The 25,590-nt window shown below is 68.5% G+C and carries 27 protein-coding genes; 15 read left to right on the top strand and 12 right to left on the bottom strand.

Going from position 1 to position 25,590, the window contains the following annotated elements:
* Nucleotides 1–8: 8 nt before the first annotated feature.
* The 5 genes from GII31_RS07610 to GII31_RS07630 all read right to left on the bottom strand — a co-directional run bounded on the left by GII31_RS07610 (nt 9) and on the right by GII31_RS07630 (nt 4,122).
* Nucleotides 9–428 (bottom strand): SufE family protein, encoded by a 420-nt coding sequence (locus GII31_RS07610; RefSeq protein ID WP_213248260.1) that lies wholly within the window; start codon nt 426–428, stop codon nt 9–11.
* On the bottom strand, nt 425–1,315 hold the full coding sequence (locus GII31_RS07615) for a sulfurtransferase (protein WP_213248262.1): 891 nt from the start codon (nt 1,313–1,315) through the stop codon (nt 425–427). The genes GII31_RS07610 and GII31_RS07615 overlap by 4 nt, the downstream gene beginning before the upstream one ends.
* Nucleotides 1,316–1,530: 215 nt before the next feature.
* Nucleotides 1,531–2,163, bottom strand: a complete 633-nt coding sequence (locus tag GII31_RS07620) for a Maf family protein (RefSeq protein ID WP_213250001.1) — start codon at nt 2,161–2,163, stop codon at nt 1,531–1,533.
* 34 nt (nt 2,164–2,197) lie between these two features.
* On the bottom strand, nt 2,198–2,464 hold the full coding sequence (locus GII31_RS07625; RefSeq protein ID WP_407649916.1) for an acyl-CoA carboxylase subunit epsilon: 267 nt from the start codon (nt 2,462–2,464) through the stop codon (nt 2,198–2,200).
* Nucleotides 2,461–4,122, bottom strand: a complete 1,662-nt coding sequence (locus tag GII31_RS07630; RefSeq protein ID WP_407649917.1) for an acyl-CoA carboxylase subunit beta — start codon at nt 4,120–4,122, stop codon at nt 2,461–2,463. Before GII31_RS07630 ends, GII31_RS07625 begins: the two co-directional genes overlap by 4 nt.
* Nucleotides 4,123–4,213: 91 nt before the next feature.
* On the opposite strand from GII31_RS07630, the gene GII31_RS07635 reads away from it, so the two are divergent.
* Together GII31_RS07635 and GII31_RS07640 are read left to right on the top strand one after the other, a co-directional pair.
* Entirely contained in the window at nt 4,214–5,011 is a 798-nt protein-coding gene (locus tag GII31_RS07635; protein WP_213248266.1) for a biotin--[acetyl-CoA-carboxylase] ligase, read from the top strand.
* A 122-nt stretch (nt 5,012–5,133) separates the two neighbouring features.
* The gene (locus GII31_RS07640; protein ID WP_213248268.1) at nt 5,134–5,385 is read left to right on the top strand and encodes a hypothetical protein; all 252 of its coding nucleotides are present in this window, start codon (nt 5,134–5,136) and stop codon (nt 5,383–5,385) included.
* Nucleotides 5,386–5,552: 167 nt separating this feature from the next.
* On the opposite strand, the gene GII31_RS07645 is transcribed toward GII31_RS07640, so the two are convergent.
* On the bottom strand, nt 5,553–6,236 hold the full coding sequence (locus GII31_RS07645) for a hypothetical protein (protein ID WP_213250005.1): 684 nt from the start codon (nt 6,234–6,236) through the stop codon (nt 5,553–5,555).
* 290 nt (nt 6,237–6,526) lie between these two features.
* Here GII31_RS07645 and GII31_RS07650 point away from each other — a divergent pair, with 290 nt between their 5' ends.
* The 3 genes from GII31_RS07650 (at nt 6,527) to GII31_RS07660 (ending at nt 9,228) form a co-directional block, all read left to right on the top strand.
* On the top strand, nt 6,527–7,042 hold the full coding sequence (locus tag GII31_RS07650) for a PH domain-containing protein (protein WP_213248270.1): 516 nt from the start codon (nt 6,527–6,529) through the stop codon (nt 7,040–7,042).
* On the top strand, nt 7,042–7,725 hold the full coding sequence (locus GII31_RS07655) for a response regulator transcription factor (protein WP_213248272.1): 684 nt from the start codon (nt 7,042–7,044) through the stop codon (nt 7,723–7,725). Before GII31_RS07650 ends, GII31_RS07655 begins: the two co-directional genes overlap by 1 nt.
* 66 nt (nt 7,726–7,791) lie before the next feature.
* Nucleotides 7,792–9,228 carry a sensor histidine kinase gene (locus tag GII31_RS07660; RefSeq protein WP_213248274.1) on the top strand — a complete coding sequence of 479 codons (1,437 nt, stop codon included), beginning with the start codon at nt 7,792–7,794 and terminating at the stop codon, nt 9,226–9,228.
* On the opposite strand, the gene GII31_RS07665 is transcribed toward GII31_RS07660, so the two are convergent.
* On the bottom strand, nt 9,200–9,808 hold the full coding sequence (locus GII31_RS07665; protein ID WP_213248276.1) for a GtrA family protein: 609 nt from the start codon (nt 9,806–9,808) through the stop codon (nt 9,200–9,202). The two genes, GII31_RS07660 and GII31_RS07665, sit on opposite strands and share 29 nt — an antisense overlap.
* Nucleotides 9,809–9,939: 131 nt before the next feature.
* Here GII31_RS07665 and GII31_RS07670 point away from each other — a divergent pair, with 131 nt between their 5' ends.
* Nucleotides 9,940–11,169: a 5-(carboxyamino)imidazole ribonucleotide synthase gene (locus GII31_RS07670; protein WP_246222271.1), complete on the top strand. Its 1,230-nt coding sequence runs from the start codon at nt 9,940–9,942 to the stop codon at nt 11,167–11,169.
* Nucleotides 11,151–11,711: a 5-(carboxyamino)imidazole ribonucleotide mutase gene (gene purE, locus GII31_RS07675; protein WP_407649919.1), complete on the top strand. Its 561-nt coding sequence runs from the start codon at nt 11,151–11,153 to the stop codon at nt 11,709–11,711. The genes GII31_RS07670 and purE overlap by 19 nt, the downstream gene beginning before the upstream one ends.
* A gap of 26 nt (nt 11,712–11,737) precedes the next feature.
* On the opposite strand, the gene GII31_RS07680 is transcribed toward purE, so the two are convergent.
* Entirely contained in the window at nt 11,738–12,469 is a 732-nt protein-coding gene (locus tag GII31_RS07680) for a TIGR03089 family protein (RefSeq protein ID WP_213248288.1), read from the bottom strand.
* 85 nt (nt 12,470–12,554) lie between these two features.
* Complete coding sequence (locus GII31_RS07685) at nt 12,555–14,285, bottom strand: LCP family protein (RefSeq protein ID WP_246222156.1); 1,731 nt, start codon at nt 14,283–14,285, stop codon at nt 12,555–12,557.
* Between the two features lie 168 nt (nt 14,286–14,453).
* On the opposite strand from GII31_RS07685, the gene GII31_RS07690 reads away from it, so the two are divergent.
* From GII31_RS07690 to manB, 4 genes are all read left to right on the top strand, one after another.
* A complete protein-coding gene (locus GII31_RS07690) occupies nt 14,454–15,131 on the top strand; it encodes a hypothetical protein (protein WP_213248290.1) in 678 nt (225 codons plus the stop codon).
* A gap of 158 nt (nt 15,132–15,289) precedes the next feature.
* Nucleotides 15,290–16,201, top strand: coding sequence for a dTDP-4-dehydrorhamnose reductase (gene rfbD / locus GII31_RS07695; RefSeq protein ID WP_213248292.1), 912 nt, complete (start codon nt 15,290–15,292; stop codon nt 16,199–16,201).
* Between the two features lie 73 nt (nt 16,202–16,274).
* The gene (locus tag GII31_RS07700) at nt 16,275–17,171 is read left to right on the top strand and encodes a glycosyltransferase family 2 protein (RefSeq protein WP_213248294.1); all 897 of its coding nucleotides are present in this window, start codon (nt 16,275–16,277) and stop codon (nt 17,169–17,171) included.
* On the top strand, nt 17,168–18,304 hold the full coding sequence (manB, locus tag GII31_RS07705; RefSeq protein WP_213248296.1) for a mannose-1-phosphate guanylyltransferase: 1,137 nt from the start codon (nt 17,168–17,170) through the stop codon (nt 18,302–18,304). The genes GII31_RS07700 and manB overlap by 4 nt, the downstream gene beginning before the upstream one ends.
* Nucleotides 18,305–18,428: 124 nt before the next feature.
* Here the strand turns inward: manB and GII31_RS07710 are convergent, their stop codons facing one another.
* Nucleotides 18,429–19,091 carry an O-methyltransferase gene (locus GII31_RS07710; RefSeq protein WP_246222157.1) on the bottom strand — a complete coding sequence of 221 codons (663 nt, stop codon included), beginning with the start codon at nt 19,089–19,091 and terminating at the stop codon, nt 18,429–18,431.
* Between the two features lie 276 nt (nt 19,092–19,367).
* Here GII31_RS07710 and sigE point away from each other — a divergent pair, with 276 nt between their 5' ends.
* The 4 genes from sigE (at nt 19,368) to tatB (ending at nt 22,788) form a co-directional block, all read left to right on the top strand.
* Nucleotides 19,368–19,997, top strand: a complete 630-nt coding sequence (sigE, locus tag GII31_RS07715) for an RNA polymerase sigma factor SigE (protein ID WP_213248305.1) — start codon at nt 19,368–19,370, stop codon at nt 19,995–19,997.
* A 163-nt stretch (nt 19,998–20,160) separates the two neighbouring features.
* Nucleotides 20,161–20,688 carry a hypothetical protein gene (locus GII31_RS07720; RefSeq protein ID WP_407649920.1) on the top strand — a complete coding sequence of 176 codons (528 nt, stop codon included), beginning with the start codon at nt 20,161–20,163 and terminating at the stop codon, nt 20,686–20,688.
* Nucleotides 20,676–22,145 carry a S1C family serine protease gene (locus GII31_RS07725; protein ID WP_246222158.1) on the top strand — a complete coding sequence of 490 codons (1,470 nt, stop codon included), beginning with the start codon at nt 20,676–20,678 and terminating at the stop codon, nt 22,143–22,145. Before GII31_RS07720 ends, GII31_RS07725 begins: the two co-directional genes overlap by 13 nt.
* A gap of 178 nt (nt 22,146–22,323) precedes the next feature.
* Nucleotides 22,324–22,788 carry a Sec-independent protein translocase protein TatB gene (gene tatB, locus GII31_RS07730; RefSeq protein ID WP_213248309.1) on the top strand — a complete coding sequence of 155 codons (465 nt, stop codon included), beginning with the start codon at nt 22,324–22,326 and terminating at the stop codon, nt 22,786–22,788.
* Between the two features lie 51 nt (nt 22,789–22,839).
* Here the strand turns inward: tatB and GII31_RS07735 are convergent, their stop codons facing one another.
* Nucleotides 22,840–24,003 carry an Mrp/NBP35 family ATP-binding protein gene (locus GII31_RS07735; RefSeq protein WP_213248311.1) on the bottom strand — a complete coding sequence of 388 codons (1,164 nt, stop codon included), beginning with the start codon at nt 24,001–24,003 and terminating at the stop codon, nt 22,840–22,842.
* A gap of 59 nt (nt 24,004–24,062) precedes the next feature.
* Nucleotides 24,063–25,340 (bottom strand): lytic transglycosylase domain-containing protein, encoded by a 1,278-nt coding sequence (locus GII31_RS07740; protein WP_260840372.1) that lies wholly within the window; start codon nt 25,338–25,340, stop codon nt 24,063–24,065.
* Nucleotides 25,341–25,590 lie beyond the last annotated feature (250 nt).

A 25,590-nucleotide genomic window follows, 5' to 3' on the forward strand; every position in this document is an offset into this window, starting at 1 on the left:
CCGGCCCGTCAGATCTGCCGGCGCACGGCCGCTTTGATACGGCCGAGGATCCCGGCCATACCGCGCAGACGGAGCGGGCTCACCGACTTCTCCAGGCCCAGATCATGATAAAAATCACCGGGTACACCGAGGATCTCCTCGGCCGAGGCCCCGTCCAGGCCCTGATGCAGGATCGACGCGAACCCACGTGTCGTGGGTGCCTCGGGCGGCGCGCTGAAATACAGCCGCACATGCGTCGGTTCGGTGGCGTCCACCGACAGGAACACCGGCGACTGGCATTCGGGTACCGGCTCCATCGCCTCGGTACGTAGATGTTCGGGCAGGTCGGGCAACTCCCCGGCGAACTCCAGCAGCAACCGCACCTTGTCGGGGTCCGACAGCGCGGCGAAGTCGTCGACGATCTCGGCGAGCGCCGGGGGCACGCTCACGCCGGTGCCGCGCCAGGCTCGTCACCCACGACGATGGGTGCGCGCACCGTGTTACCCCACTCGGTCCACGATCCGTCGTAATTGCGGACGTCGTCGAATCCGAGCAGATACGTCAGCACGAACCAGGTGTGGCTCGACCGTTCGCCGATGCGGCAGTAGGCGATGGTCGGGGTGTGTGCGTCGAGCCCGGCGTACACCTCGTCGAGTTCGGCCCGGCTACGGAATCGGCTGTCGGGCGCGGCGGCCTTGGCCCAGGGGATGGACACCGCGGTGGGGATGTGACCGCCGCGCAGCGCACCCTCCTGCGGATAGTCGGGCATGTGGGTGCGTTCACCCGTGTACTCCTGCGGTGAGCGCACATCCACCAGCGGGACCGTGCCCAGCGAGGCGCGCACATCCGCCGCGTACGCCCGGATCTTGCTGTCGTCGCGTTCGACGACCGGATAATCCGAGCGCGGGTAGTCGGGAACGTTGAACGAGGTGTCGCGGTCCTCGGCGAGCCAGGCGTCGCGCCCGCCGTCGAGCAGGCGCACGTCGGGATGCCCGAACAGGGTGAACACCCACATCGCGTAGGCGGCCCACCAGTTGCTCTTGTCTCCGTAGATGACGACGGTGTCGTCGCGGCTGATGCCCTTCTCGCGCATGAGCTCGGCGAACTGCTCCCCGGTGATGTAGTCGCGGGTCACCGGATCGTTCAGGTGCAGGTGCCAGTCGATCTTCTGGGCGGTCGGGATATGACCGATGTCGTAGAGCAGCACATCCTCATCGGATTCGACGATCCTCAGGCCCGGTGTGCCGATATGTGCCGACAGCCACTGGGCGGATACGAGCCGCTCGGGGTGGGCATAGGCGGCGAACGCGGGATTCGGGTCGATATCGACGCTCACGTGCGGGTTCCCTTCTGAGGGTGGACGTCCTGCGTGTCCGCGGCACCTGGGGAACCGGGACCTGTGCAAACACTGGGTGCGGCCGCGCCGATCAGCTGTCCGGCGTCGAGGATCGTCGCTGCGATGATCCGACTGTCGAGACTACCTACTACCGGCTGTCGGTGTGCGGGTGACGGGTCACCCGACCGGTTCTGGACGTTGCCACGAGTCGGAGGTCACCACAGCGCGGTGACGTCCACCCCCACCGCGGCCAGCAGTTCACGGACCGTCGGCAACCCGATGCCGACCACCGAGGACGGGTCACCGTCGATGCCGTCGACGAACCAGCCGCCGAGCCCGTCGAGGGTGAACGCGCCGGCCACCGACAGCGGTTCGCCGGTGGCGACATAGGCGTCGATGGTGGCGTCGTCGACATCGGCGAACCGGATCGTCGTCGATACCGTGCGAGCGGCCTGCCCGGCGATCGCGCCGTCGATGATGCGTGTGACGTGATGTCCGGTCAGCAGTCGGCCGGTGGTGCCGCGCATCCGCCGCCACTGGTCGCGCGCGATTGCGGTGGTGTGCGGCTTTCCGCTGAGCACGCCGTCCAGCAGCAGCATCGAATCACAGGTCAGTACCACCGTGTCGGTGCCGGTGGGCCGGTCGCAGGCAGCGGCTCTGCCGACGACGTCCGCACACACCTCGGCGGCCTTCGCCGCGGCCAGCCGCACCACCACCTCGGCCGGTTCGACACCGGCGAGCTGTTCGACGATCGCATCCTCGTCCACGTAGGAGACCACGACCTCGGGATCGAGGCCGGCATCGCGCAGCACCTTCAGACGTGCCGGCGAGGCCGACCCCAGCACCACGTGCGTGCCGTGGACCGGAGACAGGGACGCCACCTCAGCGGTGCCGGTGGGTGAAGCTGGTCGGCATCCCCCACGGCTGCCGCAGCCGCTCCTCGTAGTTGCCCCAGTCGTTGCGCACCTGCGGCTCGGGCGAGTCGCCGTTTCCGGCTGCCGCCGCCAGCACCACGGTCAGCGCCGCTGCTTCCTCATCGGTCGGATTGCCTTTGACTACCTGCAGGAACGGACGTTCGGGCGTGCGCTCGTCCGGGGTGCTCTGTTTGTCGTTGCTCACGCTGTCCTTGTTCACGATGTCCGGGCTCACAGAGGTATGTTCCCATGCTTCTTGGGCGGAAGGTTGACCACCTTGCGCTCGAGCAGGCGCAGCGCCGTAGCGATCTGGCCGCGGGTATGGCTCGGCGGGATCACGGCGTCGACGTAGCCGCGTTCGGCGGCCACGTACGGGTTGACGAGGGTGTCCTCGTACTCCTGCTGCAGCTCCAGACGCAGTTCGTCGACGTTCTCGCCATTGGCGGCGGCATCCTTGAGTCGGTTGCGGTACACAAAACCGACCGCGCCCGAGGCGCCCATGACCGCGATCTGGGCGGTCGGCCAGGCCAGGTTGACGTCGGCGCCCATGTGCTTGGAGCCCATCACGTCGTACGCGCCGCCGTACGCCTTGCGGGTGATAACGGTGATCTTGCCGACGGTGGCCTCGCCATAGGCATAGAGCAGCTTGGCGCCGCGGCGGATGATGCCGTTGTACTCCTGGTCGGTGCCGGGCAGGAAGCCGGGGACGTCGACGAGGGTGAGGATCGGGATGTTGAAGGCGTCGCAGGTCCGCACGAACCGGGCGGCCTTCTCCGAGGCGTTGATGTCGAGGCAGCCGGCGAACTGGGTGGGCTGGTTGGCGACGATGCCGACGCTGCGCCCGTCGACACGGCCGAAGCCGACGATGATGTTGGTCGCGTACTCGGCCTGCACCTCGAGGAACTCGTCGTCGTCGAGGATCCGCGCGATCACCTCGTGCATGTCGTACGGCTGGTTCGGCGAGTCGGGGATCAGGGTGTCGAGTTCGAGGTCCTCCTCGTTGACCGAGTCCTCGATGCCGCCGGTCGAGGGCTGCACCGGCAGACGGGGGGGCTCGCTGCGGTTGTTGCTCGGCAGGTACGACAGCAGCTCGCGGACGTAGTCGAGCGCGTCCTCCTCATCGGAGGCGACGTAGCTGGCGGTACCCGACTTGGACATGTGCGTGTGCGCACCGCCGAGTTCCTCCATCGTCACCTCCTCGCCGGTGACCGTCTTGATCACGTCGGGGCCGGTGATGAACATCTGGCTGGTCTGGTCGACCATCACCACGAAGTCGGTGAGCGCGGGGGAGTAGACATGACCACCGGCGGCGGCGCCCATGATGAGCGAGATCTGCGGGATGACGCCCGAGGCGCGCACATTGCGGTGGAAGATCTCGCCGTACAGGCCGAGCGAGACCACGCCCTCCTGGATACGGGCGCCGGCGCCGTCGTTGATGCCGATCAGCGGCCGGCCGGTCTTGACCGCCAGATCCATGACCTTGACAATCTTCTCGCCGTACACCTCGCCGAGGCTGCCGCCCAGGACGGTGGAGTCCTGGCTGAAGATGCACACCTCGCGGCCGTCGATGGTGCCGTAGCCGGTGACCACACCGTCGCCGACGGGGCGGCGATCGCCCAGGCCGAAGTTGGTGCTGCGGTGGCGGGCGAGCGCGTCGAGTTCGACGAACGAGCCCTCGTCGAGCAGGTGGGTGATGCGTTCGCGCGCGGTCAGCTTGCCCCGCTCGTGCACCTTGGCGACGGCGCCCTCGCCGACCGGGTGCAGCGTCTCGTCGAGCCGGTTACGCAGATCGGCGAGTTTTCCTGCTGTTGTGTGGATGTCAGGCGTGCCGCCTTGGGGTTGCGCAGAGGTCATGAACAACGATGCTAACGACAAGTCTGTGACCCACGTCAACTACTCCCAATGTGAGATTCTCCTCATGTTCCCGAGCGTTCGGTCGGGACCGCCCGTGAGGTGCGCTTTCGGGCCGGTAAGGTGATCGGTCATGAGCTTCGCGCCGGATGCCGCCGTCCTTGCCGACCGACTGTCCGACACGCGATGGCACACCGTGGAGGTGGTCGGGTCCACCGCGTCGACCAACGCCGACCTGATGTCGCTGGCGGCGGCAGAGGACACCGACGTGGTGGCCGGCAGTGTGCGGATCACCACCGACCAGACCGGCGGGCGGGGCCGCCACGGCCGCGCCTGGACCGCGCCCGCGGGCTCGTCGGTGGCGATATCGGCCGCGGTGGCGGTGGGCCGTTACGCCGACCGGCTGGGCTGGATGTCGTTGCTCGCCGGTGTCGCGGTCGCCCGCGCCGTCGACGCCCTGGGTCTGCGGGCGGTGCTCAAGTGGCCCAACGACGTGCTGATCGACGGCAAGAAGGTGTGCGGAATCCTCTCCGAATACGCGCCGGGTCCCGACGGCGGCGTCGCCGTCATCGGCATCGGCATCAACACCGACATGACCGAGGATCAATTGCCGGTGCCCACGGCCACCTCACTGGGAATCGCCACCGGCGCACCCGTCGACGTCCACACGGTCACGGGCAACGTCCTGGCCGAACTCGACGCGCTGCTCTACGGCTGGCCCGACGACATCGTCGCCCTGGCCGCCGCCTACCGCGACCGATGCGACACCATCGGCCGCCGGGTCCGGCTGGTCGCTCCCGGCGACCGTGACGTCATCGGAACCGCCGTCGACGTCGACTCCGACGGCCGGGTGATCGTGGAGACCTCGGCCGGTGAACGAATCGTCGCCACCGCCGGGGACGTCACCCACCTGCGCGTCGCCGAAGACTGATCGGTGCCGGAGGAACCCGTGTGTCTGATGGGGCAGGACGGTCGATCCGGGGTCGCATGCTGACGGTGGGTGGATCAGGTGGCACAGTAAGAGGGTCCGACCCGCCACCGAGTGAGGTTTTCATGAAGAACGTTCGCCGACGCCTGCGCATCGCCGCGATCTCGATCGCCATCGCCGTACCCGCACTGCTGGGTGCCGCACCCGCGCAGGCCGCGCCCTCCACCGTCTACTACCCGGTGGTTCCCCCGTGCGTTCCCACGGTTTCCGAAACGACCGGATCATCGGTGCACCCGTGCACCGCGTACTGGCTGATGTCCATCCTTCAGGTGATGTCCATGGGCAGCACGGAAGGCACCGGCAGCACCGGCAGCTGACAGCGGTATTGCGCAACCGGTATCGCGTACGCGGGTATCGCCTGGCGGGTCCGATGGTTCGTTCGAGTGATCCGAGGACCAGGTGAGCGCGGCTACCGCAAACTGCGGATCAACAATGGGAGGGCCGGTCGGGTCAGCGACCCAGGATCTTCAGCGACCCAGGATCTTCAGTCACGCAGACTCTTCTGGCCCATCGCCGGTATCAGGGCAAGGATCGGCAGCCCGATGATCAGATGCAGGATCGCGGTGGCGATGCCGACGGAGATCTCGGCCGACAGCAGCAGCGGGATGAGGGCGGCCGCCGCGATGAGCAGGGACACGATCCAACGGAAGAACGCGTCCGGGGACGGCGTGATCAGCTGCAGTAGGTACCACAGCGCACCTGCGGCGATGGCGCACAGGAAGGCGACGACGGCGAACCAGTATTCGTCGCGGGCAATCGGATTCCATACCCCGAACCTGCCGGAGTCGTTGACCTTCTCAATGATGATCCGGGCCACCCAGGCGGCCAGCCAGGCGGCCAGACCGGTGACGATGCCGGTCATCACGACGCCGCCGACGAACAGGCCCGGATTGATATCGGGGCCGACATGCTTGCGGGGTTGCTGCGGGGCCTCGTACGCGCCACGAGGTGACCGGTCCTCGTTTGAACTCGGCTGCGGTTCACGGCGCGGCTGCTCGTACGGACGTGGTTGGTCGTACGGACGCGGCTGGTCGTACGGGGACTGCGCGCCATGCGGCGGCCCGTACTGCTGGGGTGCCCCGTACTGCTGACCGAGGTGGCGCGAGGTCTGATAATCGCGCGGGTTCTCGTACTGCCCCGGTGCCGGGTACTCCTGGTCACGATAGATCGGACCACCGTGTGAACGATCGTCGTAGTATTGGCCGGAATCGCCGTGATTGTCGTAGCTTCCGGAACCGGGTGCCTGGGTATAGGCCCTGGTGGGAGGAACGGCGTCGGCCGGATTGCGCCGGTTGCGGTCTACCGGGTCGTGATAGCTCATAGGTGTGCCTCCTGACCTGCGATTGGCACCAAGTCTACGCAGGCGCCGTCACGGTTGAGGTGTAGGCGAGGGTGTCGGCGTGGTCTGCCGGGCCGACTCGCGGCAAATGTTCTGGTGGGCGCATTAAGCTGCCAGGCATGGGCATTCCCAAGGAGAATCTCGCACAGGGCGAGCGGATCATCTTGCAGCGGCACCCGCACTGGAAGTGCTTGGTGGCTCCGCTGCTGATCTTCATCATCGCCACGGGCGTGGCCGGGGTGCTCGGCGGGCTGGCGTCGGACAAGCTCGACGGCACCGCGCGGACCTGGGTTCTCGGTATCTTGCTGGTGATCTGGCTGGGTATGGCCGGCTGGTATCTGGTGCGGCCGCTGGTGGCGTGGAAGACCACTCATTTCGTCGTGACCAACCGGCGGGTGATCTTCCGTAACGGCATCATCACCAAATCCGGCAACGACATCCCGCTACAGCGCATCAACACGGTCGAGTTCCAGCATGGGCTGATCGATCGCCTGCTGCACACCGGGTCGCTGGTCATCGAATCGGCGTCCGACGAACCGCTGTCCTTCGACAACATTCCACAGGTGGAGCGGGTGCATGCGCTGCTGTACCAGGAAGTGCTCGACGATGAGCCCGCAGAGCGCGAGGGCCGCTGATGACCGACGTGCTGCTGGCCGAGGACGACACCGCCATCGCCGAGCCCCTGGCCCGGGCATTGGGTCGCGAGGGCTACGGCTGCCAGGTGGTCACCGACGGCGCGCAGGCCCTCGAACACGCCCAGGACAGCCGTTACGAATTGCTCATCCTGGACCTGGGACTGCCCGAGATCGACGGCCTGGAGGTGTGCAGGCGTATCCGGGCGACCCGGCCGGGTCTGGCCGTACTGATGCTCACCGCCCGCACCGACGAGGTCGATTTCGTGGTCGGACTCGACGCCGGTGCCGACGACTACGTGGGCAAACCGTTCCGCCTGGCCGAATTGCTCGCCCGCGTGCGGGCCCTGCTGCGCCGGCGCAACGCCGAGGGAGAACCCGAACAGGTCCTCGACAGCGGCGACATCCGGCTGGACCCGCGAGGCCGGCGGGTCCTGGTCGACGGAAAGGACCTGGTGCTGGCGAACCGCGAGTTCGATCTGCTCCGGTTCCTGATGGAGCGTTCCGGGCAGGTCGTCAGCCGCGACGACATTCTCACCGACGTGTGGGGATCGGCAGATCTGCGGTCGTCGAAGACTCTTGACATGCATATCTCCTGGTTGCGCCGCAAGATCGGCGACGACCGGCGCGACAGGCCCCGGCACATCGTCACCGTGCGCGGTGTCGGGTTCCGGTTCGATCCGTGAATCACGACTGAACTCACCGGGTCCGGCCGAACTCACCGGTCCGACTGAAATGGGGTCCGCACCCAGATGCGCCGACGCATCCTCTACTCGATGATCGCCATGGTGGTGGCGGTCGGGTTGCTGCTCGGGATTCCGCTGGCCGTGATCGCCTGGTGGTGGGTGGCCGACAACGCCCGCCAGGATCTCGACGGCCGGATCAAGGCGATCGCCGACCAGCTCATCCGGCAGGAGGGTGAGTCGGGGTCGATCGCCCCCGGCGAACTCGATGTCGACGCCTTCGGGGTGCTGCTGCCCGAAGGTGGCCGACTCACCATCCGCTATCCGGTGACCACCGGAGATGAGTCGGGGGCCCGGTCCGGCCCGATGGAGACCAGGGTGATCGGCGCCCGCATCGACGGGGACACGGTATCCGATTCGATCGCCCTCGGCGCCGCAGGCACTCTGCTGCTGGAGATCCCCGCCTCCGACGTCCGCAACGATCAGCTGTTCGCCTTCGGTGTGGTGGTGATGGTGATGGCGGCGTCGGTGGCGGCGGGCACCGGTGTGGCGGCGGTGACGGCGGGGAGGCTGGCAGATCCGCTGACCGACCTCGCCGACCGGGCCGCGGCGATGGGCCGCGGCGAGTTCGGGGCGCACTGGCGCCGGTACGGGATCAGCGAACTCGATCGGGTGTCGTCGGCCCTGGGCGATGCCAACGCCGAGATCGCGTTGCGGCTCGAACGTGAACGGGAAACGGTGGGCGATGTTTCCCATCAGCTACGCAGCCGGCTGACTGCCATTCAGCTGCGGCTCGACGAGCTGACCCTGCACGAGGATCCGGCGGTCGTGGTCGAGGCCGAGGCCGGTTTGGAACAGATCGACCGGCTCGCCCGCGAGCTCGACGAGTTCGTCGCCCAGTCGCGCGAGGAGACGACCCGTTCACAGCCCGTCGACGTCGGGCACACCGTGGCGACCCTCGTCGCCGACTTCGCTCCCGCCTTCGCCTCGCGGGGGCGCTCGATCGTGGCCGGTGGCGGTGGCGGTGCTGGAGGAGGCGGGACGGTGGCGGCGAGCACCCACCCCGGTCGCCTGCGCGAGGCGCTGAGCGTGCTCATCGACAACGCGCTCACCCACGGAGCGGGTCAGTGCCGCATCGAGGTCGGGGAACTGTCCAGCGGACTGGTCCGCATCACTGTCGCCGACGACGGGCCGGGTGTCGCGGACGAACTCGCCGTCCTGATCTTCCGGCGGGGGTTCTCGGCGGGACGCGGCAGCGGTGTCGGGCTGTCGTTGGCCCGTGCGCTCATCGAAGCCGAGGGCGGCAGACTCGAACTCGGTTCACGCCGGCCGCCGGTGTTCTCGATCGTCGTTCCGGCCTGGACCGAAGGCATCGAGTGGGCCGACGCGGCGCAGGCGCCCACCGACGGCGCGGCCGGCGATGGCACAGACTGCGGCGGGACACAGCGGGGCGACGGGCGGGCACCCGGCTCCGAGGTCACCCGTGGTCGAGTTCCTCATCGGTGAGATCGGCGCGCGCCCCGTCGGGCCCCGTCTCGCCGTCCGGGCGGCTCCCACCGCCGGGCTCGATCTCGCCATCGGCATGGATCTCACCGAGCAGTGCAACCGTGGCCTCGGGGAACGCGAATTTGCGCAACGCCCAGAATCGGAAGCCCATCTGCAGCAGGTTGCCGATGATGAATCCGAGAACGAAGTCGACGACGGCCAGCTCCAGGGTTCCCAGATTGGCCCGGAGATTGAACACGTTGTTGGCGAACCACAGGGGAGCGGCCTGCAAGCCCACTCCGACGCCGCTGATCGCGAAGAACAGCAAAGCCTCGTGGTGGCGTTCGCGGCCGCCACGGTTCTTGAACGCCCATTCGCGGTTGAGGACGTAGCTCAGGACGGTCGCCAGGACCCCCGAGATGATCTTGGCGATCACCGGCTTGGCTTCCAGGACGGTCAGGCTCAGCGTGTAGTAGATGGCCATGTCGACAACGAAGGTGGTGCCGCCGACGAGCGCGAACTTGATCAGTTCGTGGTGGCGCATCGCGAGCTTGTGTAGGGGTCCGGGCAACCGGTCGACCAGCTCATCGATAAAGGGCACAAGATCCGAGTGTACGAAACGATGGAGATGTGGTGTCCGTCTCGGGCACGATGTGCGATGGGTGAGGGCGACGTGCCACCATGTCAACCGTGAGTTCTGAGCCCGCCGCGCATGCCCGGCAAGCAGGTCCGATGCCTACGGTGACGATGATCGGCGGAGGCCAGTTGGCCCGCATGACGCATCAGGCGGCGATCCCCCTGGGCCAGTGTCTGCGGGTGCTGGCGGCCTCACCGGCCGATCCCGCCGCGATGGTCAGCGCCGATGTGGTGCTCGGATCGCACGAGAGCATCGACGACCTGCGGCGGGCGGCGCGGGGGGCCACCGCGCTGACCTTCGACCACGAGGGCGTGCCGCTCGAACTGCTGCGCACCCTCGAGGAGGAAGGGGTGCAGGTCCGTCCGCCGTCGCGGGCGCTGCACTACGCGCAGGACAAGCTGGCGATGCGGCAGCGGCTGGCCGAGCTGGGCCTGCCGGTGCCCGCCTTCGCCGACCTCGCCGGACCCGACCGGGAGACGGCGCGCACCCGGTTGGGTGACTTCGGTGACACGCATGGCTGGTCGGTGGTCCTCAAGGCGGTGCGCGGCGGCTACGACGGTCGAGGCGTCTGGTTGACCGACACGCGCGAGGAGGCGCTGGCGGTGTTCGACGAGTACTTCGGCGCCGGTGCGGACCTGATGGTCGAACAGAAGGTGCCGATGCGTCGTGAGTTGTCGGCGCTGGTGGCCCGTTCGCCGTTCGGGCAGTGTGCCGCGTGGCCGGTCGTGGAGACGGTGCAGCGCAACGGCCAGTGTGCGGTGGTGCTCGCACCCGCACCCGGCCTGGCCGGGCCGTCGGCCCAGCAGGCGCAGGAGATGGCCCTGCGGCTGGCCGCAGAACTGGGCGTCGTCGGGGTGATGGCGATGGAACTGTTCGAGACCGCGGGTTCCGAAGGCGCCGATGGACGGCTGGTGGTCAACGAACTGGCGATGCGCCCTCACAACAGCGGTCACTGGACGATGGACGGTGCGGTCACCTCACAGTTCGAGCAGCATCTGCGGGCGGTGCTCGACTATCCGCTCGGCGACACCTCGCCACGCGCACCGGTGACGGTGATGGCGAACATCCTGGGCGCCGAGCAGGCCCCGCGGATGTCGATGGACGAGCGGCTGCACCACCTGTGCGCCCGCATGCCCGAGGCGAAGGTGCACCTGTACGGCAAGGGGGAGCGGCCCGACCGCAAGATCGGGCATGTCAATATCGTGGGCACAGCAGACAGCACCTCAGCAGATAAGGGCGTCGAGGACGTCCGTGAGCGGGCCGAACGGGCCGCGCACTGGATGTCGCGCGCAGAATGGACCGACGGATGGGATCCGCATTCATGACCGACAGCAACGCCGAGGGCACCGGGCCCGGAACGGCCCCGGCAGGTCCGCGGGTGGGCCTGATCATGGGCAGCGATTCGGACTGGCCCACGATGGAGGCGGCCGCCGAGGCCCTGGCCGAGTTCGGAGTCCCGTTCGAGGTGGGTGTCGTCTCGGCGCACCGCACCCCTCAGCGGATGCTCGACTACGCCGCCGGTGCTGCCGGTCGCGGGATCTCGGTGATCATCGCCGGTGCCGGTGGCGCGGCGCATCTGCCGGGCATGGTGGCCTCGGCCACGCCGCTGCCGGTGATCGGCGTGCCGGTTCCACTCAAATATCTCGACGGCATGGACTCGTTGCTGTCGGTCGTGCAGATGCCCGCCGGGGTTCCGGTCGCCACCGTGTCGATCGGCGGCGCGCGCAATGCGGGCCTGCTCGCGGTGCGCATCCTGGCCGCGTCGGATCCGGCCCTGCTCGACCGGATGACCGACTTCCAGCGCGGCTTGGAGGCAATGGTGCTGGCGAAGGACGAGGCGTTGCGCGACAGGCTGCTCGGCGGATAGGCGTGTGCGTCGGTCGGCGCTGATCCTCAGCGCAGGATCAGCGTCGCGCGCTCGGTCTGAGCGCGGCGCTCGATGCCGTCGGGATCGGCGTTGGCCACCGATACCAGCGACGCGCCACGCGCCAACACCGACACCAATGCGGCGGTGACGGCATCCGCGTCGGCCCATGTCCGCGTCGAGAGCACCCGTGCGCCGTCGGTCACGCCGTCGGAGTCGGCCCGCGCCAGCGCGGCCGCCAGTACCTCGGCGGTGGTGGCATCGTCGAGTGCCGCCTCGGCCCGGGCCCGCGCGGCATAGTTGTCGCCGTGTACCCGCACCGCCGTGGAGAAGTCGGTGACCCCGGGCGGCAGGTTTCGCACCGGCAGGGCGAACGGGTCGAGCGAGGTGGCGATCACCTCGTCGGCGTCATCGTGGTCGCCGATTCTGTCCACCGAGGTGAACACCGCGACCGCCTCGTCGTCGCCGGCCCCGCCGAACCGGACGTGCGCGCCCGCCCACCAGCAGCCGAGCAGGATCGCCGCGGTCTGCCAGTGGTGTGGCAGATCGACGACGATCACATCGCCCGGTACGGCGCCCACCTCGTCGACGACGAAGTTGGCGGTCTTGGCCGCCCAGTTGCCCAGTGTCGCCGCAGACAGCTCGGTGCGCTCACCGGTCGCGTCGTCGTAGAAGGTCAGCATCGGCCGGGTCCAGTCGGTGACCGCGCCGAACACGGCGGCGGTGATCGTGGCGGAGCCGGTGGAGGATGGGGGAGACATGCGATGCCTTTCGGTCGGCGGTGGGCACACGGTCATTCGGCGCGCGGGGTCAGGCGAGGCACACGGGCAGCCGGCAGATGCGGTGTCAGTTGACGCACATGGGACCGTCGGAATCGGCGGTGATCGGCGACCGGTTGCCGCCCGGTGCCGAGTTGACATCCTGCCCGCTCCGTTGGGGTTGTGCGATCTCGTTGGTCGGGTCGGCCGCCGACCCCGGCCCGGCATACGAATTGGTGAGGACCACCCGCAGCTGCCTTTCCGGGACGGACCTGTCCTCGCGAACGGTCAGCCCGCCGAGATCCTTGGCCAGCTTCTTTGCGCCCGCGTCGTCCTTCGAATGCGTCAGGATCAGCGAATCGAGGTTGTCCGATCCCCGGGTCGCCGTCCGGCCCCGCTTGTAGCCCTTGCCGGCCAGGACGTTCGACACGTTGGATGCCAGGCCGTCGACGGTGCCCGCATTGGTGACATCGACCGTGTAGTCGCCGCGATCGGCATTCTTGGACTTGTCCCCGTCGCTCTTGAGCATGTTTGCCGTCGCCGTCTTGACCTGCGCCGGATCGACCTCGACGACGCTCTGCTGGCCGTCCTCGCTCCATCCGTGCTCGGTGATCACCGGGATGGTGGAGAATCGGATGTTGCCGCCGCTGAGATCCTTGAGCTGCTGAACGAAACTCACCACATCCCAGCCGTCGTCGATCACGATCGACCTCGACGCCGCCTTCTGCAGCTCGGACACCTTGGACGGACTGGTCAACGTCTTGGCGGACAACACCTTCTGGGCCAGCGAGGCCATGAACACCTGCTGGCGGGTGATCCGATCGAGGTCGCCGCGCGGCAGGTCGTGGCGCTGCCGGACGAAGCTCAGTGCCTTCGGCCCGGTCAGCGTCTGTGTTCCGGCCCGGAATTGTGCCCCTGACAGCGGCTCGGACACAGCGCTCTTCAAGCACACATCGACGCCGCCGACGGCGTTGGTGAGCAGCACGAAACCGAGCAGACCAACCTCCGCGTAGTGATCGACACGCACCCCGGTCAGATTGGACACGGTGTCGATCAACGCTTTCCGGCCCGCCTTGGTGCCCTCGGACTCGGCTTCCTTCTCAGGCTTGCCTGCCTCGACCTGCTCCGCGCGCACGTGCTCGCGGGTGGCGCCGTAGGCGGCGTTGATCTTGCTCATGCCGATTCCCGGGACCTGGACGTACGAATCGCGCGGAATCGAGATCGCGGTCGCCGACGCCCCGTTGTTCGGAATCCGGATCAGCAAGATGGTGTCGGTGTTGGTGGCCACGTCGTCGCCGGATCGTAGCCAGCGGAGCTCCTTGGCGTTCAACGGATTTCCCTTGGCGTCGGTCCGCGAGTCGGTGCCTACCAGGAGCACGTCGGTCGCGCCGTCGCCGCCACCGCCACCGAGGCCGAGACCTGACAGTTGTGTGACGCTCTCGCGTAGGTCGGAGATACTGTGCCACGCATACCCGGTGCACACCAGCACCGTCACGCTCAGCAGCGCCACGACCATGCGTGAGATGTTGTGGCGGTCGCGCAGGGCTGTCCGCACCTTCGCCGCCCCGGCGGGTGTGTCCGGCGGCGCGCCGGGCGCTGTGGTCGTCTTCGCCGTGGAACCGGCGCGTGGGGCCACTGCGGCCGTCTGTTCCGCGGCCGTCTGTTCCGCGTCCTTCCGGCCCGCGTCCTTCTGGTCGGGCGCCTCGTGGGCGGAATCCGTCCGGGTGGCACCCTCCCCGGTATCGGCCTTGTGGGCGGGGTTCTCCTTCTTGATCGACCTCTTCGGATGGGTATTCTGTTCCGCTGCAATGGCTTTCACTGGATCAGTGGTCGCCGCACGCTGGTCGTGGGTCGTTCCGGGTGTCGGCGCCGACTTCTTCCCCGGAATACGAACCCGCTCTCGCGGCGCGCCCGACTCCGCGGCGGGGCGCCGGACGCGCCGTCGGGGGCTCTCGCCCGGATCGGTGGCCGCACGCCGCGACGAGGTGTGGATCTCCTCGGACGCACGACGGACGTCGAGCCCTTCTCCCCCGCGAGGATCCGCGGGCAGCCGGGTCGGTGCCGAACGTCCACCCGCCGGGCGGCCCCGCGCGGCCTCGTCACGGGGAGGGCGTCGGCGCGGTCCGTCTCGACGGATCTCCCCGCTCGCACGATCGGCGGATCGATCGACCCGGCGGGTCGGCGGTTCGAGGTCGCCGCGCGGATCGGCCCCGCGCCGATCGCCGGCACGGGAACGGTCCGGAGTGCGGGAACGGTCCGGGGTGCGGGAACCGTCTGCGCCCAACGGGCGATCTCCGCGGCCGCCGGCGGCGCGCCGATCCGGAGCATCGGGACGCGGACGAGCGGCCCGGCCTCTGTCGGCGGCCTCGGCCGGCCGCGGTGCGGCATCACGCTCGCGTCGGCGGCCGGATTCGGTTCGATCGTCGAGCTCCCGGAGCCGTGGGTTCCCGGTCCGCGCGCCCCGTTCGTGACGTGGCTGCGTCTGGACCCGACGTCGTTCGGCGTCGCCGCGTTCCCGCCGCAGGTCGGTCTCGGACCGTTCGGCCCGCTCTCGGCGTCGGTCGGTCTCGGCCCGTTCCCGGCGTCGGTCGATGTCGGCCCGCTCCCGGCGCCGGTCAGCTTCGGCGCGCTCGCTGCGCTCCCCGCGCCGGCGTCCGTTGTCTGATCGAGAGTCCACGAGTTGGCCAAAGCCTTTCCGGTGAGAACGGTGGTGCTGGTGTTGAAGGTGCAACGCCAGGCTACTTGTGTGAAGAGGGAATGCAGTCGCGCAACGCCGGGCGAGTCGTGTGATCCGTTCGGGAGGCAACAGGCACGATAGTCACCATGACGCGACGACTCTTCGTGACAGGTGCGGCCGGTCAACTCGGAACCGCGATGCGGCAGACGGCCGCCCACAGCGAATTTCCGCTTGAGGTGATCCCGCTGACATCGGCAGACCTCGACATCACCGACTCGGAATCGGTGCGGGCCGCACTGACCGGGGTCGACGCCGACGATGTCGTCGTCAACTGCATCGCCTACACCGACGTCGACGGCGCCGAGGAGGACCACAGCGGCGCGCACGCGGTCAACGTCGACGGACCGGCCCACCTCGTGCGGGTCACCAGGGAAAAAGGCGCCTGGCTGGTGCAGGTATCCACCGACTACGTGTTCTCCGGGACTCCGCCGCGCGTGGCCGACATCGAAGGATACGAACCCGGCGATGTCGACCCCGACACCACCCCGGCCACCGTCTATGGTCGCACCAAACTGCGCGGGGAGAAGATCGTCCTGCGTGATGACCCCACCAGCACCATCGTGCGGACCGCGTGGCTGTACACCGGCGGCCCCGACTCCCGTGACTTCGTGGGCACGATGCGCCGACTCGAAGCCCACCGTGATGCGATCGACGTGGTCAGCGACCAGATCGGCTCGCCCACCTATGCCTACGACCTGGCGGCGGGCCTGCTCGAGCTCGCCCGTCGCGGGCGAGACGACACCGTCGCCGGAAAAGTGCTTCACGCCACCAACTCGGGCCGGGCGAGCTGGTTCGAGCTGGCCGCCGCGGTATTCGCCGAGATCGGCGCCGACCCCGCGCGCGTTCACCCCTGCGCCACGGCGGATTTCCCCAGGCCCGCACCGCGTCCCGCGTATTCGGTGCTGTCCGGACGATCCTGGTCGGGCGCCGGGCTGACCCCACTGCGCGACTGGCGCGCGGCGTTGCACGAGGCGATCGCCGGGCCGCCGCAGGCGTGAACCGGACAACTCGGGCGACCGTCCGGTCGCGGGTATCGGTGGCCGGAGCCGGGGGATTGGTTACCCTGTCCCGGTGACTTCACAGTTGGCCGTCGTGACGGTGACCTACAACTCGGGTGACTATCTGACGACGTTCCTGCGCAGCCTCGGCGAGGCCACCACCGCGGACCCGCAGGTCATCATCGCCGACAACGGGTCGGTCGACGGCGCGCCGGAGAGAGCCGAGCGCGAGTTCGCCTCGGCGCGGGTGGTGCGCACCGGCGGCAACATCGGCTACGGCGGTGCGGTCAACCGGGGCGTGGCCGAACTCGGGCCCGACATCGACTACGTGGTGGTGGCCAACCCTGACGTCGAATGGTCGCCGGGCTCCCTCGACGAACTGATCGCGGCGACAGAGCGCTGGCCGCGCGCCGGATCTCTCGGACCACTGATCCACGAACCCGACGGATCGGTGTACCCGTCGGCGCGGCGCGTTCCCGATCTGTTGTCGGGGACCGGCCACGCACTGTTCTCCACCATCTGGAAATCCAATCCGTGGACCACGGCCTACCGTGCCGACGACGTCGCGCCGAGCGAACGACCCGTCGGGTGGCTGTCGGGGTCGTGTGTGGTGTTGCGGCGGACGGCGTTCGACTCGATCGACGGATTCGATTCGCGCTACTTCATGTACATGGAGGACGTCGATCTCGGCGATCGGCTGGGCAAGGCGGGCTGGCTCAACGTGTACGTGCCGTCGGCGGTCATCACCCACACCAAAGGGCACAGCGCCGGCAAGAATCCGGAGCTGATGCTGCCGGCGCACCACCGCAGCGCGTACCGGTTCCAGGCCGACCGTAACCCCGGTCTGCTGCGCGCGCCGCTGCGGCTGGCCTTGCGCATCGGACTGGCGGTGCGTTCGAAGCTGGCCGTACGCGCGGCCCGCAAGGCACTCGACAATAACGGGGGACATGTGACAGGGGATCAACGATGACGAATCCGGCAACCCACAATGACGCCGACGCCGCCGGACGACATGAGGCGTCCGACGATGTGCGGCCCGAGGTACAGGCGGTCGTCCTCGTCGGCGGCAAGGGGACCAGGCTGCGGCCGCTGACGTTGTCGGCGCCCAAACCGATGCTGCCGACAGCCGGGCTGCCGTTCCTGACGCATCTGCTCTCCCGGATCAAGGCCGCGGGCATCGAGGACGTGGTGCTCGGCACCTCGTTCCAGGCGCACGTGTTCTCCGAATACTACGGCGACGGATCCAAACTCGGCCTGCGGCTGCGGTACGTGACCGAGGAGGAACCGCTGGGCACCGGCGGCGCCATCCGCAATGTGCTCGGCGAACTGACCGCCGACACCATTCTGGTGTTCAACGGTGACGTTCTCGGCGGCACCGATGTGCGTCAGGTTCTCGACACCCACCGCACCAGCGGCGCGGACGTCACGATGCACCTGGTCAGGGTGTCCGATCCACGGGCCTTCGGCTGTGTGCCCACCGACGAGACGGGTCGGGTCACCGACTTCCTGGAGAAGACGCAGGATCCGCCGACGGACCAGATCAACGCCGGCGCGTACGTCTTCCGTCGCTCGATCATCGAACAGATCCCGGAGGGCCGTCCGGTGTCGGTGGAACGCGAGGTGTTCCCGGGACTGCTCAGCTCCGGGGTACACATCCAGGGGCATGTCGACTACTCGTACTGGCGCGACATGGGCACCCCCGAAGATTTCGTCCGCGGGTCGGCCGACCTGGTGCGGGGTATCGCCCCCTCGCCCGCGCTCGGTGACCGGCGGGGCGAGTCCCTCGTCCACGAGGGCGCGGGTGTGGGACCGGGGGCGTTGTTGATCGGCGGCACCGTCGTCGGGCGCGGCGCCGAGATCGGTCCGGGTGCCAGGCTCGACGGCGCGGTGGTCTTCGACGGTGCGGTGATCGAGGCGGGAGCCGTGGTGGAGCGCAGCATCGTCGGGTTCGGCGCACGTCTGGGACCGCGGGCGCTCGTCCGCGACACGGTGATCGGCGACGGCGCTGACATCGGGGCCCGCTGTGAACTGCTGCGCGGGGCGCGGGTGTGGCCGGGCGTGACCATTCCCGACAACGGGATCCGGTTTTCCTCGGACATCTGAGTTCTCGCCGGGCCCCGGGTCCTTGTTGGGCCCCGGATTTGTTGGGCCCCGGACTTGTTGGGCCCCGGACTTGTTGGGTACGGACCCGGGCCGCCGCATCGGCGGTGGGTCCGTGGCGGTGCCGTCAGCCCGCCTTGGCGGCGGCGAGCACCCCTTTGCCCAGCGGGATGACCACCGGCAGGAGCCGGTCGTCCTCGGCCACCACCATCGCGGCGTTCCGGGCGGCCTCGGTCATCGGATCGTTGCGGCCGGGGTCGGCGATGGCGCCCTCGGCGGCCGCATCGTGCACGATGAGCACCCCGCCCGGACGGAGCAGCCGGATCGCCTCGATGACGAAGTCGGGCAGTTCGAGCTGCGGGCCGTCGACGAACACCAGATCGTAGGAGGCGTCGGCCAGCCGTGGCAGCACATCGCGCGGAGCGCCGTTGATGAGCCGGGTGCGGCCGGTGGACACCGAGGCGCCGGCGAAGGATGCCCGGGCGGCGCGGTGGTGCAGCGGCTCGGGATCGATGGTGGTCAGCACCCCGTCGGTATGCATTCCCGCCAGCAGCCACAGGCCGCTGACGCCCGCCCCGGTACCGATCTCGACCACATTGGAGGCGTTGGCCGAGCGCGCGAGAAAGGCCAGCAGCGCACCGGTGGCCGGGCTCACGGTGGTCGCGCCCAGTTCTTCGGCGCGGGCGCGGGCCGCCGCCACGGCGTCGTCCTCGATGATCGCGGACTCGGCGTAGGCCAGCACTGCGGCCGCCGCCTGCGCGGACAAAACGGGGTCAGGTGATTCGCTCACGGTGTCAGCGTAATCGGGTCGTTACCGTCCGCGTCGCAGGGGCGCGCTGATTGTCGGGTGAAAATCGCAGGTGGTGGGCTGTGTAGAACGCTCGCGGCGGTTCCTCAGGGAACACACAGCCATCTCATACGGCGACCACACGCCGATACGACAAGGTTGAACTCGATCGCGAACCGGTGCGGACGATCGGGATCCGGAATATTCCGGTGACCGGGTCGGTTGACCAAGTACCCGCGGTCGCACCACGAGCGTGAACGAAGGGAAAGTGCACCAGCAATGTCTTCATCGCCAGTACCAGCGCCTTACGACGAATCCGCCGAGCAGATTCCGTCCGGCACCGCGGGCTTCGACGCCACGGGCAGCGCGGGACTGATGCCGTCGTGGGAAGAACTGGTGCACGAACACGCCGACCGCGTCTACCGGCTCGCCTACCGCCTGTCGGGCAATCAGCACGATGCCGAGGATCTGACGCAGGAGACGTTCATCCGCGTCTTCCGATCGCTGTCGAGTTACAAGCCCGGCACCTTCGAGGGCTGGCTGCACCGCATCACCACCAACCTGTTTCTCGACATGGTGCGTCGCCGCGGCAAGATCAGGATGGAGGCGTTGCCCGACGACTACGACCGGGTTCCCGCCGACACCCCCGACCCGCAGCAGATCTATGCCGAGGCGAATCTCGATGCCGACCTGCAGAGTGCGCTGGATGCGTTGTCGCCGGAGTTCCGCGCCGCCGTCGTCCTCTGTGACATAGAAGGTCTGTCGTACGAGGAGATCGCCGCTACCCTCGGGGTGAAGCTCGGCACCGTGCGCAGCCGTATCCATCGCGGCAGGCAGGCGATTCGTGATCATCTCGCCGGCAGCGGCCACCTCGACAGCCGTTCGGTGGCGGTGGGGGCCGGCCACTAGGACGGCCCGGGCCCGTACCGCGATCTCCGTCCGTCTCGGGAACCGTGGGCTCGCGGGCGTCGTTGAGAGATTCGGATAGGCTGGCGGCAGTGCGCGCGTCCGATCTCTTGCAGACGGCCGCGATGTCGTGACAGCCGCATCGACGAGACGGAAGGGCAAAGGCATGGACACCGGCAGGAGTCGTCAGGGTTCCGAGGGTTTTCAGAGTCCGCAGTCGCCGCTGGATGCGACCGGTATGCGTCGACGACGCCGTTCCTACTGGAATCCGGCGAGCTGGTCTCCGGGCGGATCGTCGTTCGCCCCGAATCCGTCCTACCGCGCGCCGGGCACCCCCGGCGGTCGCGAGTTCGCCTCCACCGAACACCTGGCCCCGGAGGCCGTCGCCGCGTTCGTCGACGGTGAGCTGGCGATGTCGCCGCATATGCGGGCCGCCCGGCATCTGGGGTTGTGCGCCGAATGCGCCGCCGCGGTGGAAGCCCAGGTCACCGCCCGGACCCGTCTGCGCACCTCCGGCTCCGTCGAGATTCCCGCGTCGTTGCTCGGTCAGCTGTCCCAGATTCCCACCCGCGAGTTCGACGTGCCCCCGGCCGGTGCTGAGGCGCCGCCGGCCGCTTCCGGGTTTCCTGTGCACGACGCGCCGCCCGCACTGGGCGATGTGACCGGTTGGGCCTCACGCCGGTGGGGTCGCTGACAAAGGTGGAACGTATCGACGACAAAGCCGATCACTCGATCGGTCGCCATGTGCCGGTGTCCCGCGAAACCGCCGAGGTGTTCGGCAGACCCGTGGGGGTGGGAGGGTCGTTCGCACAGCGGGGCCACACCGACTCGCGGCCCGCGCCCGCCGTGCGGCCGCCGGACCCGGTGCTCGCGGAGGCATTCGGCCGCCCCGACGGCGAGACCGACAGCCTGCAGCGCGATCCGCTCGCCTCGTACGGCGCGCCGGTCGGCAACCCGAAGCCCGAGGACCCGTGGCGCGACCCCGACAGCGCCCCGGTGCTCGATCATCCCGCCCTGGCCGTCCCAGTGGCCGGTGAGCCGACCCTGGCAGGTCCCAAACTCGGCGTCCGGGACGTGTTGTTCGGCAACCGCATCAGCTGGTGGGCGCTGGCGACGCTGGCGATAGTGGCTCTGCTCATCGGACTGGCCGGCGGCTTGCTGGGCAGGTGGACCGCGGAGGTGGCGGCGCCGCTGCATTCGAACACCGTCGAGCTCAAGCAGTCGGGCGGGGGTGGGGACGCCCCACGTGGCCAGGTGGCTGCCGTGGTCGAGGCCGTCGCCAAGTCGGCGGTGTCCATCGACATCCGCACCGCCAGCGCGTACGCCAATGGTTCGGGCTTCGTCATCGACCCCGAGGGGTACATCCTCACCAACAACCATGTGGTCTCGATGGCCGCGAACGACCGCTCGGCCAAACTCGAGGTGGTGTTCTCCGACCGCACCCGGGTTCCCGCGCGTATCGTCGGCCGCGACATCAGAACCGATCTGGCCGTGATCAAGGTCGACAACGTCAAAGATCTGACGGTGTCCAAGCTCGGCAACAGCGACGACCTGCAGATCGGCGAGGACGTGGTGGCGTTCGGTTCGCCACTGGGTCTGGACCGCACGGTGACCAGCGGTATCGTCAGTGCCAAGAACCGGCCTGTGCCGCTCAAGCCGGATGCCGAGTCCGACACCGATGCGGTGATCGACGCGATCCAGACCGATGCGGCGATCAACCCGGGCAACTCCGGTGGTCCGCTGGTGAACGGCAAGGCCGAGGTCGTCGGCGTCAACACGGCGGGTCTGGTGCCCGGTGGTGGGTCGATCGGTCTGGGATTCGCGATCCCGATCAACCAGGCCTTGCCGATCGCCAAGGCGTTGATCGCCGACGGCAAGGTCAATCATCCGCAGATCGGCATCAACGCCAGTTCGGTTCGCAACGAACGGGTGCTGGGCGCGCAGGTGCGCAACGTGGTCGACGGCGGCGCTGCGGACCGGGCCGGGGTGCGGGAGAATGACGTCATCATCTCGTTCAACAACCGGACCATCGAGAGCGCGGACGAGTTGACGGTCGCGGTGCGCACGGCCACGATCGGCGAGAACGTGCCGTTCACCTACTGGCGCGACGGCCGCACCTTCAAGGGAACCATCACCCCGGGCAGCGACTAGGACGTATCTCCCAATTCTTCCGCCGAGCGCGGCGCAGGGAATCGGGAGACACGCCCTCAGTCCGGACGGGCCGGGCCGGGGTGTTCTCGGTCGGCGGGTACCTTGGGGTGCCGGGTATCGTGGCCGGGTATCTCGGGCCTGCGACCATATCAGGCACACAGCACGTAGGGATGGGCGAATGTTCAGCAACATCGGTTGGGGCGAACTGCTGATCATTCTTGCCGCGGCACTGATCGTGCTGGGTCCCGAACGTCTGCCCGGAGCGGTGTCGTGGACGCTGCGCGCGGTGCGCCAGGCACGCGACTATGCCACCGGCGCCACCAGCCAGCTCAAGGACGAGCTCGGACCGGAGTTCGATGATTTGCACAAGCCGTTGGCACAGCTCAACGAGTTGCGGGGGATGACACCGCAGTCGATCGTCACCAAACATCTACTGGGCGGCGACAGCTCGATCTTCGATGACGTCAAGAAGGGCTTCGATCTGGGCCAGGCCCCCGGGCCCACTTCGACCCCCGGGGCCACTTCGGCCAAGCCCTCGGCGATGCCGGAGCGGGCCGACCGCGCGGGGCGTCCGGACCTGACGAAGGGACCACAGGCGCCCGGGTCGATTCCGCACGACCCGAGCCGCTGGGACGCCACCTGAGGCGTCCCGCCGCCGGGTACGCACCCTGACGGCGCCGGCGGGCGTGTGCCGTCAGAGGAGGTTGGTGGGTTCGGTGTGCCGGGTGGTGTCGATGCCCAGACTCATACCGGCCAGACCACGGCGACGGACGGCCAGTTGCTCGGCGACGGCGCGCAACGCCGACCCGGATGCGGATTCGGGGTGCTCGAGCACGACGGGTGTCCCGGCGTCACCGCCTTCGCGCAGCAGCGGTTCGAGTGGAATCTGGCCGAGTAGCTTGACGGGTGCGCCCACGGCGCGGGTCAGCCGGTCGGCGACCTTCTGGCCGCCGCCGGAGCCGAACGGTTCCATCCGGGTGCCGTCGGGCAGCTCCATCCACGACATGTTCTCGACGACGCCGAGGATCTTCTGGCGTGTCTGCAGGGCGATCGCGCCCGCCCGTTCGGCGACCTCGGCCGCGGCCTGCTGCGGGGTGGTGATGACGAGGATCTCGGCGCCCGGGATCAGCTGGGCGATGGAGATGGCCACATCACCCGTGCCGGGCGGTAGATCGAGCAGCAACACGTCCAGGTCGCCCCAGTACACGTCGGCCAGGAACTGCTGCAGGGCGCGGTGGAGCATCGGGCCGCGCCAGGTGACGGGGGTGTTGCCGTCGGTGAACTGGCCGATGGAGATGAACTTCACGTTATGGCTGATCGGGGGCACGATCATCCGCTCGACCTGGGTGGGTTTGGCGTCGCTGCCGAGCATCCGAGGGACGGAGTGTCCGTAGATGTCTGCGTCGAGCACGCCGACGGACAGGCCGCGGTCGGCCAGCGCCGTGGCCAGGTTGACGGTGATCGACGATTTGCCGACGCCGCCCTTGCCGGAGGCGACGGCGTACACGCGGGTCAGCGATCCGGGCTGGGCGAACGGGATGACCGGTTCGTCCTTGTCGCCCCGGAGCTTCTTGCGCAGCGCCGTGCGCTGCTCGTCGTCCATCACGTCGAGTTCGACCCGCACCTGGCCGACGCCGGGCACGTCGGCGACGGCCTTCTCGACACGGCTGGCGATCTCCGTGCGCATCGGGCAACTGGACGTGGTCAGGTAGATGCCGACGTCGACGCTCAGGTCGTCGGCGATCACCACTGATTTGACCATCCCGATGTCGGTGATGGGTTTGCCCAGTTCGGGATCTGCGACCTTGCTGAGCGCCGAACGGACGGACGACTCGGTGGGGACAACTCCGGTACTCATCGTCTACCAGACTAGGCCATGGGGCCGGGCACCTCGGCCGTGCGGCCGGGACCGCGAGGTCAGCGCGGTACGACGGTGATCGTGGTGGTGGGGGTTCGGGTGCCGGTCGTCGTGGGAGCGGGCCTGGTGCGCGCTGCGTCGCTCTTGGGCGATCCGCTGGTGCCGACCGTTCCACTCTGTTTGGTGGTGCCCTGCTTGGTGGTGCCGACCGTTCCACTCTGTTTGGTGGTGCCCTGCTTGGGTGCGGGGGTGATGGTTTTGGGGGTCACCGACGGCGTGGTGCGCTGACCGGGAACCGGGAGACCGGGGATGGTGATCCCGGGCGGCAGGCACACCCCGCGAACCACGCACTGCTGGGTCGGGGTGGTCGTGCTGGTCGTGCTGGTGGTGGTCGAGGGATCATCGGGTTCGCGGCTTTCCGACGTGGACTTGTCGGTCGATGATCGCCCGGGCTTCTTCTTCGAAGTGGAGGACGTCGGACGTTGTGGTTCAGGGATCGGGTTGGTCGGCAGGACGCCGGTCGAGTAGGCGGTGGCCCAGCTCAGCACGTTGGCCACGTACTCCATCGAGTGGTTGTACCGCAGGACCGCGGCGACCTTGTTGCGTTCGGACATGATGTCGGTGATACCGGCGCAGAGGTAGCGTCCGGCGGAGTAAGTGGCGTCGAAGACGTTGTTGGGGTCGGCTTTGCCGTCGCCGTTGGCATCGCTGCCCCAGGCGGACCAGGTGCTCGGGATGAACTGCATCGGTCCCATGGCCCGGTCGTGGGTGGCGTCACCGTCGATCCGGCCGCCGTCGGTGTCCCGGATCACCTCGTTGCCGGCCAGAGTGCCGTCCAGGACGGGTCCGGCGATGGGATTGATGGTGGTGCCGTAGGCGTCGACGGAACCGTTTCCGGCGTGGTTCGACTCGATATGGCCGATACCGGCGAGCAGGAACCACGGCAGTTTGCACTGCGGGGATTCGGATCCGACCCGGGTGGCGGCGAGCTGGTACGCCTTGAGGACGACACCCGGGATGCCGAGCGGCCCGGACGGCAGGTCGACGGTGGTGCGGAACTGCGGGGCCACACCCGCGCCCGTGGTGGTGACGATGCTGCTGATGGCGGGTGGGGAGAAGCCGGCCAGCGCGGTGACCGGGTCGGCCGAGAGCTCGTAGGCCGGCGTCTCGACCACCGGTCGGACGGGTTCGACGTCGAGCGCGGTGCTGTGCGCACTCGATGAGGCCGCGCCGAGCACCATCGCTCCGACCAGGACTGTTCCGGTACCCACGCCGAGAACTCGGCGGGAGCGACGTCGGCCGGTAGGTCCGCATGATTTCGTGAAGTTCGAAATCATCGGCGACTATCCCGACGGCGCCCTGTAGGTTTCGCGCTCCAAGCCTGTTCCACGCCCCAACTCCGTACACCACACGACTGATTTGCCGCGCTCATCGCCTCGGCCGGATCCGGCCCGCCCCGAGCGCATCCACGTTCACCGGCCCCGGCTGCTTCGGATGGTGAACGTGACCCACGATACAGAAGGTCGCGGATTCCGAATACAGGAACCCGATAACTCTTTGCCCACGTGCATGGCGAACGGCCTCCTG

Origin of the sequence: Gordonia pseudamarae, assembly GCF_025273675.1 — a bacterium.
In the GTDB taxonomy this organism is placed as follows: domain Bacteria; phylum Actinomycetota; class Actinomycetes; order Mycobacteriales; family Mycobacteriaceae; genus Gordonia; species Gordonia pseudamarae.

Bases quoted from the DNA above. Each gene is read 5' to 3' on its own strand.
- GII31_RS07635 (WP_213248266.1), top strand. From the start codon at position 4,214: ATGAGCTTCGCGCCGGATGCCGCCGTCCTTGCCGACCGACTGTCCGAC.
- GII31_RS07640 (WP_213248268.1), top strand. From the start codon at position 5,134: ATGAAGAACGTTCGCCGACGCCTGCGCATCGCCGCGATCTCGATCGCC.
- GII31_RS07650 (WP_213248270.1), top strand. From the start codon at position 6,527: ATGGGCATTCCCAAGGAGAATCTCGCACAGGGCGAGCGGATCATCTTG.
- GII31_RS07655 (WP_213248272.1), top strand. From the start codon at position 7,042: ATGACCGACGTGCTGCTGGCCGAGGACGACACCGCCATCGCCGAGCCC.
- GII31_RS07660 (WP_213248274.1), top strand. From the start codon at position 7,792: ATGCGCCGACGCATCCTCTACTCGATGATCGCCATGGTGGTGGCGGTC.
- GII31_RS07670 (WP_246222271.1), top strand. From the start codon at position 9,940: ATGCCTACGGTGACGATGATCGGCGGAGGCCAGTTGGCCCGCATGACG.
- purE (WP_407649919.1), top strand. From the start codon at position 11,151: ATGGGATCCGCATTCATGACCGACAGCAACGCCGAGGGCACCGGGCCC.
- GII31_RS07680 (WP_213248288.1), bottom strand. From the start codon at position 12,469: ATGTCTCCCCCATCCTCCACCGGCTCCGCCACGATCACCGCCGCCGTG.
- rfbD (WP_213248292.1), top strand. From the start codon at position 15,290: ATGACGCGACGACTCTTCGTGACAGGTGCGGCCGGTCAACTCGGAACC.
- manB (WP_213248296.1), top strand. From the start codon at position 17,168: ATGACGAATCCGGCAACCCACAATGACGCCGACGCCGCCGGACGACAT.
- sigE (WP_213248305.1), top strand. From the start codon at position 19,368: ATGTCTTCATCGCCAGTACCAGCGCCTTACGACGAATCCGCCGAGCAG.
- GII31_RS07720 (WP_407649920.1), top strand. From the start codon at position 20,161: ATGGACACCGGCAGGAGTCGTCAGGGTTCCGAGGGTTTTCAGAGTCCG.
- tatB (WP_213248309.1), top strand. From the start codon at position 22,324: ATGTTCAGCAACATCGGTTGGGGCGAACTGCTGATCATTCTTGCCGCG.
- GII31_RS07735 (WP_213248311.1), bottom strand. From the start codon at position 24,003: ATGAGTACCGGAGTTGTCCCCACCGAGTCGTCCGTCCGTTCGGCGCTC.
- GII31_RS07740 (WP_260840372.1), bottom strand. From the start codon at position 25,340: ATGATTTCGAACTTCACGAAATCATGCGGACCTACCGGCCGACGTCGC.